The 12,837-nt window shown below is 67.8% G+C and carries 13 protein-coding genes and 1 pseudogene; 2 read left to right on the forward strand and 12 right to left on the reverse strand.

Translation table 11 applies throughout. The annotated features are described in order from the left end of the window. The 3 genes from ACFOW8_RS13310 to ACFOW8_RS13320 form a co-directional block, all read right to left on the reverse strand. The coding region (locus tag ACFOW8_RS13310) for a transposase (RefSeq protein WP_378550778.1) at positions 1 to 474 on the reverse strand (474 nt) is incomplete at its 3' end. Beyond that, on the reverse strand, positions 414 to 1,199 hold the full coding sequence (locus ACFOW8_RS13315; RefSeq protein WP_378550779.1) for a DDE-type integrase/transposase/recombinase: 786 nt from the start codon (positions 1,197 to 1,199) through the stop codon (positions 414 to 416). The genes ACFOW8_RS13315 and ACFOW8_RS13310, both read right to left, overlap by 61 nt. Continuing rightward, positions 1,196 to 1,537 carry a transposase gene (locus tag ACFOW8_RS13320; RefSeq protein ID WP_378550780.1) on the reverse strand — a complete coding sequence of 114 codons (342 nt, stop codon included), beginning with the start codon at positions 1,535 to 1,537 and terminating at the stop codon, positions 1,196 to 1,198. The genes ACFOW8_RS13315 and ACFOW8_RS13320 overlap by 4 nt, the downstream gene beginning before the upstream one ends. A 28-nt stretch (positions 1,538 to 1,565) precedes the next feature. On the opposite strand from ACFOW8_RS13320, the pseudogene ACFOW8_RS13325 reads away from it, so the two are divergent. Beyond that, a pseudogene (locus ACFOW8_RS13325) lies at positions 1,566 to 2,216 on the forward strand (transposase); the annotation flags it as partial. Between the two features lie 592 nt (positions 2,217 to 2,808). Here ACFOW8_RS13325 and hppD read toward each other — a convergent pair. Continuing rightward, on the reverse strand, positions 2,809 to 3,954 hold the full coding sequence (hppD, locus tag ACFOW8_RS13330) for a 4-hydroxyphenylpyruvate dioxygenase (RefSeq protein ID WP_378550782.1): 1,146 nt from the start codon (positions 3,952 to 3,954) through the stop codon (positions 2,809 to 2,811). A 131-nt stretch (positions 3,955 to 4,085) separates the two neighbouring features. Here hppD and ACFOW8_RS13335 point away from each other — a divergent pair, with 131 nt between their 5' ends. Continuing rightward, a complete protein-coding gene (locus tag ACFOW8_RS13335; RefSeq protein ID WP_378550784.1) occupies positions 4,086 to 4,601 on the forward strand; it encodes an Lrp/AsnC family transcriptional regulator in 516 nt (171 codons plus the stop codon). Positions 4,602 to 4,608: 7 nt separating this feature from the next. On the opposite strand, the gene ACFOW8_RS13340 is transcribed toward ACFOW8_RS13335, so the two are convergent. The 8 genes from ACFOW8_RS13340 to ACFOW8_RS13375 all read right to left on the reverse strand — a co-directional run bounded on the left by ACFOW8_RS13340 (position 4,609) and on the right by ACFOW8_RS13375 (position 12,786). Further along, positions 4,609 to 5,253 carry a GntR family transcriptional regulator gene (locus ACFOW8_RS13340; RefSeq protein WP_378550786.1) on the reverse strand — a complete coding sequence of 215 codons (645 nt, stop codon included), beginning with the start codon at positions 5,251 to 5,253 and terminating at the stop codon, positions 4,609 to 4,611. A 29-nt stretch (positions 5,254 to 5,282) separates the two neighbouring features. Beyond that, positions 5,283 to 6,275, reverse strand: coding sequence for an isopenicillin N synthase family dioxygenase (locus ACFOW8_RS13345; protein WP_378550788.1), 993 nt, complete (start codon positions 6,273 to 6,275; stop codon positions 5,283 to 5,285). Between the two features lie 12 nt (positions 6,276 to 6,287). Further along, entirely contained in the window at positions 6,288 to 7,445 is a 1,158-nt protein-coding gene (locus ACFOW8_RS13350) for a nitrate ABC transporter substrate-binding protein (RefSeq protein WP_378550790.1), read from the reverse strand. Between the two features lie 27 nt (positions 7,446 to 7,472). Then, positions 7,473 to 8,324, reverse strand: a complete 852-nt coding sequence (locus tag ACFOW8_RS13355) for an ABC transporter permease (RefSeq protein ID WP_378550792.1) — start codon at positions 8,322 to 8,324, stop codon at positions 7,473 to 7,475. Further along, complete coding sequence (locus ACFOW8_RS13360; RefSeq protein ID WP_378550794.1) at positions 8,324 to 9,118, reverse strand: ABC transporter ATP-binding protein; 795 nt, start codon at positions 9,116 to 9,118, stop codon at positions 8,324 to 8,326. The genes ACFOW8_RS13355 and ACFOW8_RS13360 overlap by 1 nt, the downstream gene beginning before the upstream one ends. A gap of 102 nt (positions 9,119 to 9,220) precedes the next feature. Continuing rightward, on the reverse strand, positions 9,221 to 10,534 hold the full coding sequence (locus ACFOW8_RS13365; RefSeq protein WP_378550796.1) for an amidohydrolase family protein: 1,314 nt from the start codon (positions 10,532 to 10,534) through the stop codon (positions 9,221 to 9,223). 127 nt (positions 10,535 to 10,661) lie between these two features. Beyond that, on the reverse strand, positions 10,662 to 11,771 hold the full coding sequence (locus tag ACFOW8_RS13370) for a winged helix DNA-binding domain-containing protein (protein ID WP_378550798.1): 1,110 nt from the start codon (positions 11,769 to 11,771) through the stop codon (positions 10,662 to 10,664). Between the two features lie 40 nt (positions 11,772 to 11,811). After that, the gene (locus ACFOW8_RS13375; protein WP_378550800.1) at positions 11,812 to 12,786 is read right to left on the reverse strand and encodes an NADPH:quinone oxidoreductase family protein; all 975 of its coding nucleotides are present in this window, start codon (positions 12,784 to 12,786) and stop codon (positions 11,812 to 11,814) included. Positions 12,787 to 12,837: the final 51 nt, after the last annotated feature.

The following is a 12,837-nucleotide window of genomic DNA, read 5'->3' on the forward strand; positions in this document are numbered from 1 at the left end:
GCTGCCGTCGGGCCGGCGGATATTCCCGGCGAGGCGCTCCTGGACGTACTCACGCAGCCTGTCATTCGTCGCGAGCCTCGCTGTCTTCGGACGCTTCGCCGCCTGCTGAGCCTTCCACTGCGCCACCAACGCCCGGTATTCCTGCTTCCCGCTGCGCGTGGCCGCGTTGCGCCGCAGTTCGCGGGAAATCGTCCCCGGGTCGCGGCCGATCCTGCGCGCGATCTCACGCACGCCGACCTGCTTGGCGCGCAGCAGCGCGATTTCCTCACGCTCCTCGAAGGACAGGTAACGCCCGGTGGGCTCGGCCAGAGAGATCGGCGGCATGCCGCCAGCGTGGCGGAACCAGCGGGTCCCAACCGGCACGGATACGCCCACCTTCAACGCTGCTTCGGCCGAGGTGATGCCCGTCGCGATCAGACGCCAGAACTGCCGCTGCACCGCCCGCGAGGGCTCAGGCCGACCAGGCGAGCGCATCGGGGGCCGCAACGCCCGATCCGCGCGCCACTGCCGTCGAGCCCCTTCGGGAACCTCGCTCGTCTTCGCGACCCAGTCCTTCGTCGCCACTGCGCAACACCTCCACGGTCAAGGTGTTGCGACGACCAGTTGAATCCGCCTTGCGAGCCGCGGTCGGTGTGCAGGATGCAGCCGGCCACCTCACCGCGGCGGCCCACCGCGTTATTGAGGGCGCGGACTGCGAGGCTCGATCTCATCCGAGAGTCGATGGAATAGCCGACGATCCGGTTGGAGTACACGTCCTTGACCGCGCAAATATAGAGCTTGCCCTCACCGGTCCGATGTTCGGAAATATCGGCCAGCCACACGCGATTCGGGGCGTCGGCGGTGAAGTTGCGTTGCACCAGATCGTCGTGGACCGGCGGACCGGGTCTGCCCTTGCCGGTGCGCTTCTTGCCGAACACACTCCACCAGCCGTGGTCCGAGCAGATCCGCCAGGCGGTGCGGTCGGCCATCGGTTCGCCCGCGGCGCGGGCCTCGTCGGCCAGGAATCGATATCCGAATTCGGGATCGTCGCGGTGGGCGTCGAACAGGGCGTTGGCCCGATAGGCCGCCTCGAGGTCGGCGTCTGTGACCGGTTCGTCGAGCCACCGGTAATAGGGCTGGCGGGCCAGATCCAGCACCCGGCACGTCACCGCGACGGGGATCCCGTCTTCGGCCAGCTCGCGGACGAGCGGGTAGGTCATTTTCCCGGCAGGTTCGCTTGCGCGAAATAGGCGGCGGCTCTCTTGAGGACCTCGTTTTCCTGCTCCAGCAACCGGATTCGCCGTTTCGCCGCCCGCAGCTCGGCCGACTCGCTGGTGCTGGTGCCTGGTTTGGTGCCCTCGTCGACATCGGCTTGGCGCATCCATTTCGACAGCGTCATCGGATGCACCCCGAAATCGGCGGCGACCTGCTCCAGGGTCACGCCGTCGTCGCGGTTGCGAGCCACGCGCACGACATCGTCGCGGAACTCACGAGGGTAGGGCTTGGGCACAGCGACATCCTTCCAGCCCACCCGAAGGCAAGCCAAATCAGTTGTCACCTATCCCTGCAGCAGTCCCGATCGGCCGTTGCGGGGCCGGCCTTGGGGGTTGTGTTTCGAAGACCGGGTGTTGCTGGTGGCCTCCTACTGGCGGACCAACCTCACGATGCGTCAGCTCGCGGCGGTGTTCGGGGTCTCGAAATCGGCTGCGGCCCGGGTGATCGATGACCTGGGGCCGGCGTTGGCGCTACGGCCCCGGGCCCGGTTCGGCCGTGGTGCGGTGTTGATCGTGGACGGGACCCTGGTCCCGACCCGTGATCACAAGGTCGCCGCCCAGAGTAAGAACTACCGGTACTCGACCAATCATCAGGTCGTGATCGATGCCGACACCGAGCTCGTCGTCGCGCTCGGGCGGCCGTTGCCGGGCAACCGCAACGACTGCCGGGCCTGGACCGAGTCCGGTGCGGCCGAGGCTTGCCGCAACGCGGTGGTGATCGCTGATGGCGGCTACCAGGGCACCGGCTTGATCATCCCGCACCGCCGCTCACCTGGTGTCGAGCTGCCGGAATGGAAACAGGCACACAACAAGTCCCACCGCAAGGTCCGCGCCCGTGTCGAGCATGCCTTCGCCCGGATGAAGACCTGGAAGATATTGCGCGACTGCCGGTTGCGCGGTGATGGGGTGAGTGTCGCGATGTCCGGGGTGGCGAGGCTGGCCAACCTTGCCCACGCCTGCTGATTCCTGGCCGGTGGACTGGCACTGTCACCGAGTCAGACTTACGGGACATCCCTTAGGGGCAAGTTCCGCTACGGCCGTGATTTTCGATCAGTGCGAGATGTTCAAGGAAGGCGAGATTATCGACATCCCGGCCGGGTCTACCTGCTACGACATCTCGGACCTGGACAGAGTGGTTCCATGCCCACAGCCGAAAGCCAGCGTCCACCCGAGCATAGGGATGGTCTGAGGTATACAATGCCAGAACAGGAACTACAGTAGAGAGTGAGCGGAGCTCAATGACTTTGGTTAAGCGATTAGCTTTCTGGCTTAATATAGTCACGCTAGTTGCACTTATTGTCGCAGGAATTGAGGTTCTGCGCAGTACAAAGTCTTCTGTGGTTCTAGTTCTCACCTTCGGCGCGGCTGTTGCGCTGGGCCTCTATGTCGCCCAGCAGATACTTAGGGAAAAATCAAAACCGCAGGGCTAGACTGGACGCTGAACGCACGATGGTCTGGCGAGGAAATCGCCAGACCATCGTGCATCTACGTTGCCATTCAACGCCCGTGGCGCTACGTGCGAATACTGCCATCCAGAGGCGGTGCGCCGTACTACTCACAGGTTTCCGCGGGCCGCCTGCTCGCGTTCGATGGCCTGGAAGAGGGCCTTGAAATTGCCTTTTCCGAAGCCGAGTGACCCGTGTCGCTCGATGATTTCGAAGAAGACCGTCGGCCGGTCGGCGATCGGGCGGGTGAAGATCTGCAGCAGGTAGCCGTCCTCGTCGCGGTCGACCAGGATCCCGCGGCGCTGCAACTCGCCCACCGGGACCCGCACGCGGCCGATCCGTGCGCGCAGTTCCGGGTCCTCGTAGTAGGTGTCGGGGGTCGGCAGGAATTCCACGCCTTCCGCGCGCATGGCGTCGACGGTGGCGATGATGTCGCCGGTGGCCAGCGCGATGTGCTGGACGCCGGGGCCGCGATAGAACTCGAGGTACTCGTCGATCTGAGAACGCTTGCGGCCCACCGCCGGTTCGTTGAGCGGGAACTTCACCCGGTGGTTGCCGTTGGCGACGACCTTGCTCATCAGGGCGGAGTACTCGGTGGCGATGTCGTCGCCGACGAACTCGGCCATGTTCGTGAATCCCATGACGGCGCGGTAGAACTCGACCCAGCGGTCCATCATCCCGAGTTCCACATTGCCGACCACGTGATCGATCGCCTGGAACAGTCGGGCGCCGCGGTGCCGGTGGGTGGACGTGCGAGCGACGTAGCCGGGCCGGTACGGCCCGTAGTACCCGGACCGGTCGACCAGGGTGTGCCTGGTCTCGCCGTAGGTGGCGAGCGCCGCGGTGCGGACGGTACCGAATTCGTCGGTCTCGTCGTGTGGTTCGACCACGATGCGGGCGCCGTGCTCGCGTGCCCAGCCGATGCAGCGGTCCACATCGGGGACCTCGAGCGCGATGTCGACGATGCCGTCGCCGTGCCGGTCGTGATGGGCGACCAGTGGGCTGTCCGGATCGACCGCACCCTGTACGACGAACCGCGCCGAGCCGCTGCGCAGTACGAAGGCCTTGTGGTCGCGATTGCCGGTCTCGGGGCCCGAGTAGGCCTCCAACCGCATTCCGAACGCCGACTGCAGGTAGTGCGCGCACTGGGTCGCGTTGCCGACGACCCACACCAGCGCGTCCCACCCGATCACCGGAAACGGATCGACGCTGTCGTCGTGCTCGATGAGCCCGACGAGCTGCTGCTCAATGGTCATGACCTAGGAAATCTCGCTGCCGCCCAGCTGGGCAACTTCACCATCCGAGCCTGAACAGGCTGCCTCGAGTTGTCACCGGAGCGGGCCTGATGGTGGACAATTTGAATAGCACCCGAGCAGGAGGTCCCGCCATGCGCACGCCCGCGAAACTGGACGAACTCGACCTGGCGATCCTGGCCGCGATGCACGAGTACCAGAAGGCGGGCATCCTCGAGCTGTCCCGCCGCACCAAGGTGGCGCGGGCGACGGTGCAGGCCAGGATCAACCGGATGGAGGAATCCGGGGTGATCGCCTCCTACGATCCGCAGATCGATGTCACCGCGGCCGGTTTCGACGTGCAGGCGTTCGTCACCCTGGAGATCGCGCAGGGCGCGCTGGACACGGTCAGCGCCGAACTCACCGCCATCCCCGGCGTGCTGGAGGCCTATGCGACCACCGGGTCCGGTGACGTGCTGTGCCGGATCGGCGCCGATTCGCACGCGGGTCTGCAAGCGGTGCTGCTCAGCATCGATCAGACCAGCGCGGTGGTGCGCTCACACAGCGTGATCGTGCTGTCGACGGTGGTCGCGCGCCGCACCATGCCGCTGCTGCACACCCTCACCCCGACCGGCACCGCCAAGGCACCCGCCTACCGGGACCAGCGCTAGCGCCGGATCACGCTCTGCCGAGCCTGGTCAGCAGCCCGTGCACATGCGCTTCGGCGGCGGCGCGCGCCGATTCGGGGTGACCGGATTCGAGCGCCTCGACGATCCGGCGGTGCTCGCGCAACGCCACGCGGCGGTTGCGCGCCGAACACCACAGGTCACCGCGGTAGAGGTGGGCCTTGGCCTCCAGCCTGGCCAGCTCGTCGGCCAGGCAGTCGTTGCCTGCGGCGTCCCGGATGAAGGTGTGGAATTCCAGGTCGAGCTGGGCGTCGCGGGCGGCGTCGGTGGTGTCGTCGAGATTGGCTTCCTGGGCGGCGATGATGCTCGCGAGCTTGTCGAGCTCGGACTCGGTGAGCCGGGTGGCCGCGGCCGCGGCGGCGAGCCCGTCGAGCGCGGCCCTGACCGCGAGGACATCGCGGATCTGGTCCGCGTCGACGGCGGCCACCTTGGCGCCCGCGTGCGGCGCGCTGACGGCGAGACCCTCGTAGATGAGCTGCTGTACCGCCTCGCGGACGGGACTGCGGCTGACGCCGAGCTGGGTCGCCAGCGCAGGCACGCTCAGCGGCCTGCCCGGCGCCAGCTCGCCGGAAAGGACCAGCTGCCGAAGCTGCCGATGGACGGATTGCCCGAGCAGCGCGGAGCTCTCGTCGGTCATCGCGATGGTCCTTTCCGGTGGGGACTCGATTATCCCTTGGGCTGGTAGTTGGCCTGCACGCGCTGGGTCAGGAAATCGGCGGCGGTGACGGGCGGATACTTGCCCGCGGGCCCCTGGATGATCGCGTCCCGGTCGGCCTGGGCGAAGTAGGCGATGCTGTAGCGATCGCCCTGGTATTCGCCCTCCCCTGGGCTGCGCACCCGGTGGAAGTTCGACGGCAGCAGGTCATCGCTCCAGCGGGTGAGCATATCGCCGATATTGCAGGTGATCAGGCTCGACGACGGCGTGATCGAGGTCCACTCCTGGTCCGCCATCTCCTTGCCGGGACAGACCTGCAGGCCGCCCTGGCCGTCGCGCTGGAACAGCAGGGTCAGGCAGTCGAAGTCGGTGTGCGCGCCCGCCCGCCAGCGCCCCGGCACCCCGCGCAGCTCCGCGGGCACCGCGAAGTAGTGCAGCAGCCGCAGCGTGCTCTGGTAGTCCGGGGAACCGGGATCGTGAGCGGCGGTGAAGTGTTCGCGCGGCAGGCCGAGCCGGTCGGCGAAACAGGAAAGCACCCGCATCGCCACCGACCAGGCGCGTGCCTCGAAATCGAGTACACGGGACCGGAATCCGGCGAGTTCGGCCTCGCTCGGCCAGAGCTGATCCATATGCGGCCGGGTGACCTGATAGGACTCCTTCTGGTCGGGCACGCCGATCGACGGCCGCACCTGGCTCATGCTCTCCCAGCCGGCGTTGTGCTGCTTGACCAGCGGGTACCGACCCTTCACCGATTCCGGCAGGGCGAAGAAATCGGCGGTGGCGCCGAACATCTCGTCGATCAGATGCTGCGGGATGCCGTGGCCGGAGAGCTGGAAGAAGCCGATCTCGGTGGCGGCGTCCCAGAGCTGCTCGGTGATCTCGGCGCGGCGGTCGTCGAAATCGGTGAGGTCGACGATGCGGATCTCGCGGGTATCGGTTTCCTTGCCGAGCCCACCCATCTGCTTCTCGCGCGAGACCTCGGACAGGTCGTAACTGGCGGTCATTGTGGTGACTCCTTATCCGGTGACGGAGATGTCGGTGTCGAGGAATTCCTTGGTGACCAGGTCCTTCGCGGTGAGGCCCGCGGGCACGTCGGCACCGCCTTCGCGCAGGATGGGACCGAATTCGTCGATGATGCGCTGCACGCGGGCCTCGTCGAAACTGCCGAGGACGCCGTCGGTGTCGTTGCCGATCAGGCCGCCGTCGATCAGGGCCCGCGAGCCGTAGGTGGCGAGTTCGGCGCTGTAGGGGTTGAGCTTGGGGTTGCGTTCGACCACGTCGACGACGATCGCGTCGACGGGTGCGGGGTCGGCCATGAACTCGGCGGTGGCCTGCTGGATCATCGGCACCAGCTTGCTCAGGCACGGCCGCAGTTCGGTCAGCTTGTCGGCGCGCACGTTCACCGTGCGGGCGTAGCCCTCGTAGCCGACATCCTTGAGCAGCTGGTAGGCGACCGGTTTGTTCCAGGCGCGCACCTCGTGCTCGTAGGTGAAGGGCTCGGCGTTGGCGAAACCCTGCTGAGCGAAGGACGGATCGCTGACGAAACGCGAGGGCGAATTGTCGTAGGAGGCGTCGATCTGTTCCTGCCCCACCAGACCGCGGGCCACCAGCCAGTTCGGGTACAGCTGGCCCTTGGACACCACGATCGGCTTACCGGACTTGCCGATATCGGCGATGCCCTGCCAGTCGGGGTTGGTCTGTGGGTCCCACATCAGCATCTGCGGGCTGTTGCGCAGCAAGGTGGTGACGGCGACGATCGGCTGCTGCCCGGCGGCGGCGATCGCCTGTTCGGAATGCGCGAGGCCGAGGGTGATATCGGAGTCGACATACATCTGCGACGGCACCGTCTGGAAGCCGATGGCCGGACCGCCCGCCCTGATCTCGAGGTCGACGCCGGTGTCCTTGCCGCCCGTGACGAGCGGGCCGGTGATCTTGTTGTTGTCGGCGTCGACCTGGTAGCCGGGTCCGAGCAGCCCGAAGATCGGCCCGGAATCGGTTTCCGGCGCCCACTGCAACTGGACGACGACGGTGGCCGGGCAGACATCGGCGAGCTGTTGCTCGGCGGGGGCGGGTTCCAGCGCGACGGCCGGTGTGTCGGCGGGGTCGGCCGAACAGGCGGCCATGGCGATGGCGAGCGCGGCGATGCCGATGCCGCGCGACGGAAATGACTTCATTGATGATCCTCTGTGCAGGGGGAACAGCTAGTGCGCGGAGTTGTGCCAGCGGCCGACACTGACCTTCTGCAGGACGGTGAACGCGGTGAACACGAGCACGCCGAACAGAGCAGCCAGCACCAGCGCGCCGATCAGGTCCTCCGATTGCAGGCGGGCGCGATAGGTGTCGAGCAGGGTGCCGATGCCGGGTTTGCCCTGCGCGAAGAACATGTCGCCGATGATCGCGCCGGTGACCGAGAGTCCGGCGGCGGTGCGCAATCCGGTCAGGGTCGACGGCAGCGCGGCGGGCATCTGCAACGACCAGAGCCTGCGCAGCCTGCCCGCGCGGCCGAGGGTGAACAGTTCCTGGAGGTTTGCGTCGACCGATTTGATGCCGAACAGTGTCATAGCGATGATCGGGTGGATGGCGATGAGCACGCACACGGTGGTGCGCGCGGCGAAGCCGTAGCCGAGCCACAGCCCGATCAGCGGCACGACAGCCAGCACCGGAATCGCCTGCAGGACCACGGCGTAGGGGTAGACCACGTTCTCGATCGGCTTGGCCTGGCTCATCAGGACCGCGATGGCGATGCCGAGCACCGCCGAGAGGAGCAGCCCGGTCAGCGCGACCCTGGCGGTGACACCGAGCGCCTCGCCCATCACCGCCAAGGTGGCCGGGTCGGCCAGCGATTCGGCGAACACGGCATGCGGCGGTGGCAGCAGGAACCGACGGCTCTCGCTGAGCAGCAGCATCGAGACCGCGTACCACGCGCCGAGCGCCAGGGTGATCGAGACTGCGGGGGCGACAAGCGATTTCCCGATGCCGCGAAGCGGAGCGAGCGGCAGCTTCGGCCGCGACGATGCGGTGGGGGTGGCGGTTCCGGCCGCGATACTGACCATCAGGCAGCCTCTTTCAGCGAGCGCGAGACGCGCGAGACGAGTTCGGTGAAGGCGGGGTCGAAGCGCAGCTCCCGGTCCCGCGGATAAGGCAGGTCGACGTCGATCACCTCGTGGACACGGCCAGGCCGCGCCGACATCACCACCACCCGCGAAGCGAGGAAGACCGCCTCGGAGACCGAATGGGTGATGAACAGGGCGGTGAAGGCGTTGTCGCGGTACAGGCGGAGCAGCTCCTCCTGCATGTTCAGCCTGGTCATCTCGTCGAGCGCGCCGAACGGCTCGTCGAGCAGCATCAGCCGCGGTTCCAGCGTGAGCGCCCTGGCCAGCGACACCCGCATGCGCATGCCACCGGAGAGCTGATGCGGCAGCTTGTTCGCGAAATCGGCGAGGCCGACCGCGTCGATCGCCCGTGCGACGCGCTCGCGCCGCACCGACCGGTCGATGCCGGCCAGTTCGGCCGAGAGTTCGATATTGCGGCGGACTTTGCGCCATGGCAGCAGGGTCGCCTCCTGGAAGATGAAGCCGATCGAGTCGGTCTTCACCGCGACGGCGCCCTCGCTCACCCGCTCCAGCCCGGCGGCCAGGCGAAGCAGGGTCGACTTGCCGCAGCCGGACGGGCCGACCACCGCGACGAATTCCCCTTCGCGCAGGTCGAGATCGATCTCGGTCAGGGCGAGGGTGCCCGGCTCGCTGCCGGTGCCACCGAAGCGCTTGCTCACCCCGGCGAAGGAGACCGCCAGGCCGGAGAGCAGCGTCCTCGCGTCGGCGTCGTTCACCGTGTCGTAGAGCGTCACGTGCTCACCTTCTCTGCAATACTGCGTGCAACTTCTGGTCTTCATCAGTTTGAACTGACTGAATTACATGCAATGCATGATTCGTTTCCGGCGTATTAACAATCAGCGCATGCGGATCAGGCGACTCGCCAGGTCCTCGGCGTCGACCCTGGTACTGCGGCCGTCGCGGAGAACGGCCTCACCGTCGACCCAGACGGTGTCGATCACCCGCGGTGAAGCGGCGGTGAGCAGGGTCGCGCCGGGATCGAGGACGGGCAGGCAGGCGAAATCGCGGTCGAAGCGGACCAGGGTGAGATCGGCCCGATCCCCGATCGCGATGCCGGTCCGGCCAGGCCGACCGAGCACCCGGCCCGCCGCACCGGTGGCCATGTGCAACATCTCATCGATACCGAGCAGATCGGCCTGCGCGTTGGCCGCACGCTGCAGGAAGGCGCCCATGCGCAGGGCGAGCAGCAGGTCCTGGGTGTCATTGCTCGCGGCACCGTCGACGCCGAGCGTCACGTCGATGCCCGCGGCGAGCATCGCCGGTACCGGAGCGATTCCGCTGCCGAGGCGCATGTTCGACACCGGGTTGTAGGAGACCGTCACCCCGCGATCGGCGAACACCGCGCGGCCGTGCGCGTCGAGGTGCACACAGTGCACCGCCAGGGTGCGGTCGGTGAGGAAGCCGCTCGCGTCGAGGTAGTCGACCGCGCCGACACCCGCATGCAATCGGCACATGTCCTCGTCGGTGCTGGTCTCCAGCACATGTATCGACACCATTTTCCCGGTGGCCCTGGCGTACTCGCCGACCGTCGCCATACCCTCCGGGGTGAGACAGCGCGGATTGGGCACCGCGAGCGCGGTGGTGATGCGGGTACCGAGCAGCTGCTTGTCGAGTGCGTCGACATGGGCGATGGCATCGTCGAGCGGCTGCATGAGGCGCGGGTCGAGGCCCCACTTGCGGGTGCGGTCGGCGCGATCGGCGATGCCACGACCGAGCACCACCCGGATGCCGAGCTCGTCCAGCGCCCGGATCATGGCCTGGTGGATCGCGTCGGACGGATTGGGCCACAGGTGTTCGACCACCGTGGTGACACCGCTGCGCAGCAGCTCGAGCCCACCTGCCAGCGCCGACAGATAGGTCTGCTCCGGGGTGGCCGCGACGGTGTACTCCCCCACGCAGCGCAGCCACTCCAGCAGCGGCAGGCCCTCGCCGACCCCGCGCAGCGCGGCCTGTTGCAGGTGGGTGTGGGTGTTGACGAAGCCGGGAAGCAGGTAGCCGGAGCCGCCGTCGAACCGGGGCAGCCCGGCATGCTCGGGCCCGGCCGCGAGGGCGACGACGATACCGTCGCGAACCACGACCTCGCCTGCGGCCCAGCCCTGCTCGGTGTAGACGGTGACATCGGTGATCACCACGGACGCGGGAGAACCCATGCGCGCACCTCTTTCGGGATGCGGCTGGTTCGCCCGCCTGGTTCAGCGGTGCCCGTCGTCCGTTGCAGCCATGAACGTCGTGCCGACGACCCTAGGAAGGCTGTGTTGCCCCGAGGTTAAAGACGTGTCACGGCCGGACGTCCGCGCCAGGCTCCAGAATCTCCACGCTCGGCGCCGACTCCGGTTCGAGGAAGCCGAGCAACGCGGCGGCCTCCGGTTCCACCTGCGCGGCTTCGGCTTTCGTCCACGGCCTGGTCGGGCTGATGCGCAGGCGGGCGGTGCCCGACCGCACGAAGATCTTGTACATCCCGGCCAGGAAACCGTCGACGAGCACCGGCGAGACCGCGGCGCCGAAGGTACGCGACGGCGTGACCGGTTCGCCGACGATCCGCGCACGGTCCTGATGGGAGAGCAGCGCGTTGTCGTACCAGCCGAGCAGCCGGACGGGGGCGGGCAAGTCGGGGTCGGCCGGCTCGAGATCGGCGGCGTCGTAGAGGGTGCGGCCGCGCTCGTCGGTGTAGGTGCGCACGCGATCGCCCAGCTCGGCGACTGCCCGCTTCATCGCAGGCAGCCGGGACCAGGTCTGCATGTCCATGGTGGTGGCCGGACCGAACGCGCGCAGGTAGCGCAGGATGAGCTCGGACACCGGGTAGTCCGGGTCGAGCGGCGCGCCGAGCCAGGACTGCACCCGCGACCACACCGGCCTGCTGTTGTCGCGCCATCGGCCGCGCGGTGGGGTCTGCAGCACCGGGAGCTGATACAGCCAGGTCTGGACGACCGCGCCCGCGTCGCGATCGGGGTAGATCCGGGCGGCCTCGGCGCGCAGGGCGGTGGCCGACATGGGCTCGTCACCGAGCACCGCCTCGCCGTGCGCGCGGACCTCGTCGGGATCGAGACCGACCATCGCGCCGTAGTTGAAACCCTTGCGGAACGGGGCCTTCTCCAGTTCCGGCTGGATATGGGGTGCGATACGGAGGGCGTCGGGCGGGGTGACCAGGTGGATGGTGCCGCGCATCAGGGTGATCCGCACCAGCGAGCGGTCCGCCAGCCCCGCCGACACCGTCGCCGGATCGAAATCCGCCATCCGGCTCCACAATCCGACGAACGGCGGCGGGACATCCTGGGCCTGTAGACCGATCAGGTGCTCACACAGCTGCGGCACGGTGAGCGTGGCACGCTCGAGCAAGTGCTGGCGCGCGAGCAGCGTCCGGTTCAATACCCGATTCGACAGCAGCATGCGATTCCTTCCGTCCGCGCGGACGATACCCGCGGGCGAATCACCGCACCTGGACGACGACCTTGCCCGTCGCGGTCCGGTTGTCCAGCGCGGCAACCGCTTCGGCGGTGCGCTCGAGCGGGTACAGCACCGGGACCGGGGCGGTGATCGCACCCGAGGCCAGCAGCGGTTCCACCTCGGCCCACTGTTCGGCCAGATAGGCCGGGTTGCGCATGATCCACTCACCCCAGGCGGCGCCGACCACCTCGACGTTCTTGAGCAGCAGCCGGTTCACCTTCACGGTCGGGATCTCACCGGCGGTGAAGCCGACCACGAGCAGCCTGCCGCCCGGCGCCAGCGAGCGAATGCTGTCGGTGAAGCGGTCGCCGCCGACCGGGTCGAGCACGATATCCACCCCGTGGCCCGCGGTGAGCTCCTTGACCGCGGCCGCCCAGCCCTCGGTGAGCACCACGTCGGTGGCACCGTTGGCGCGTGCCACCTTGGCCTTCTCCTCGGTGCTGACCACCGCGATCACCCGTCCCGCGCCGAGCGCCTGCGCCATGCGCAACGTGGAGGTGCCGATGCCACCGGCGGCGCCGTGCACGAGCACGGTCTCCCCCGCCGCCAGCCTGCCCCGCTTGGTCAGGCAGAAATGGACGGTGAGGTCGTTGAACAGGATCCCAGCGCCCGCCTCCAGCGATACGGTGTCGGGCAGCCGGAAGACGGCGTGCTCGGGCGAGACGGCCACCTCGGCGACGGCATTGCCGAGCATGGTGAGCGCGGCGACCCGGTCACCCGGCCGCAGTGCCGAGCCCTCCGGCGCCACCCGCACCACACCCGCCACCTCGCCGCCGACCACGAACGGCAGCGCCGGCTTCATCTGGTAGAGGCCCCGCGTCATCAGGACATCGGGGAAGGCGATGCCCGCGGCGTGCACGTCGATGACCACCCCACCGGGATAGGCCGCCGGTTCGGGCAGGTCGACGATCTCGATCGCGGACGGTCCGTCCAGCTGGGCGACCTGGGCTGCGCGCATGGGTTCAAGTCCTCTTCTTCGTGGCACCTACTCCGGCGAACATATCCCGGT

This window comes from Nocardia rhizosphaerae (assembly GCF_042650365.1).
Classification (GTDB): Bacteria; Actinomycetota; Actinomycetes; order Mycobacteriales; family Mycobacteriaceae; genus Nocardia; species Nocardia rhizosphaerae.

What these genes read in the sequence shown, in the direction of transcription:
- ACFOW8_RS13315 (WP_378550779.1), bottom strand. Translation starts at nt 1,199, where the DNA reads ATGACCTACCCGCTCGTCCGCGAGCTGGCCGAAGACGGGATCCCCGTC.
- hppD (WP_378550782.1), bottom strand. Translation starts at nt 3,954, where the DNA reads ATGACCATTGAGCAGCAGCTCGTCGGGCTCATCGAGCACGACGACAGC.
- ACFOW8_RS13335 (WP_378550784.1), top strand. Translation starts at nt 4,086, where the DNA reads ATGCGCACGCCCGCGAAACTGGACGAACTCGACCTGGCGATCCTGGCC.
- ACFOW8_RS13340 (WP_378550786.1), bottom strand. Translation starts at nt 5,253, where the DNA reads ATGACCGACGAGAGCTCCGCGCTGCTCGGGCAATCCGTCCATCGGCAG.
- ACFOW8_RS13345 (WP_378550788.1), bottom strand. Translation starts at nt 6,275, where the DNA reads ATGACCGCCAGTTACGACCTGTCCGAGGTCTCGCGCGAGAAGCAGATG.
- ACFOW8_RS13350 (WP_378550790.1), bottom strand. Translation starts at nt 7,445, where the DNA reads ATGAAGTCATTTCCGTCGCGCGGCATCGGCATCGCCGCGCTCGCCATC.
- ACFOW8_RS13355 (WP_378550792.1), bottom strand. Translation starts at nt 8,324, where the DNA reads ATGGTCAGTATCGCGGCCGGAACCGCCACCCCCACCGCATCGTCGCGG.
- ACFOW8_RS13365 (WP_378550796.1), bottom strand. Translation starts at nt 10,534, where the DNA reads ATGGGTTCTCCCGCGTCCGTGGTGATCACCGATGTCACCGTCTACACC.
- ACFOW8_RS13370 (WP_378550798.1), bottom strand. Translation starts at nt 11,771, where the DNA reads ATGCTGCTGTCGAATCGGGTATTGAACCGGACGCTGCTCGCGCGCCAG.
- ACFOW8_RS13375 (WP_378550800.1), bottom strand. Translation starts at nt 12,786, where the DNA reads ATGCGCGCAGCCCAGGTCGCCCAGCTGGACGGACCGTCCGCGATCGAG.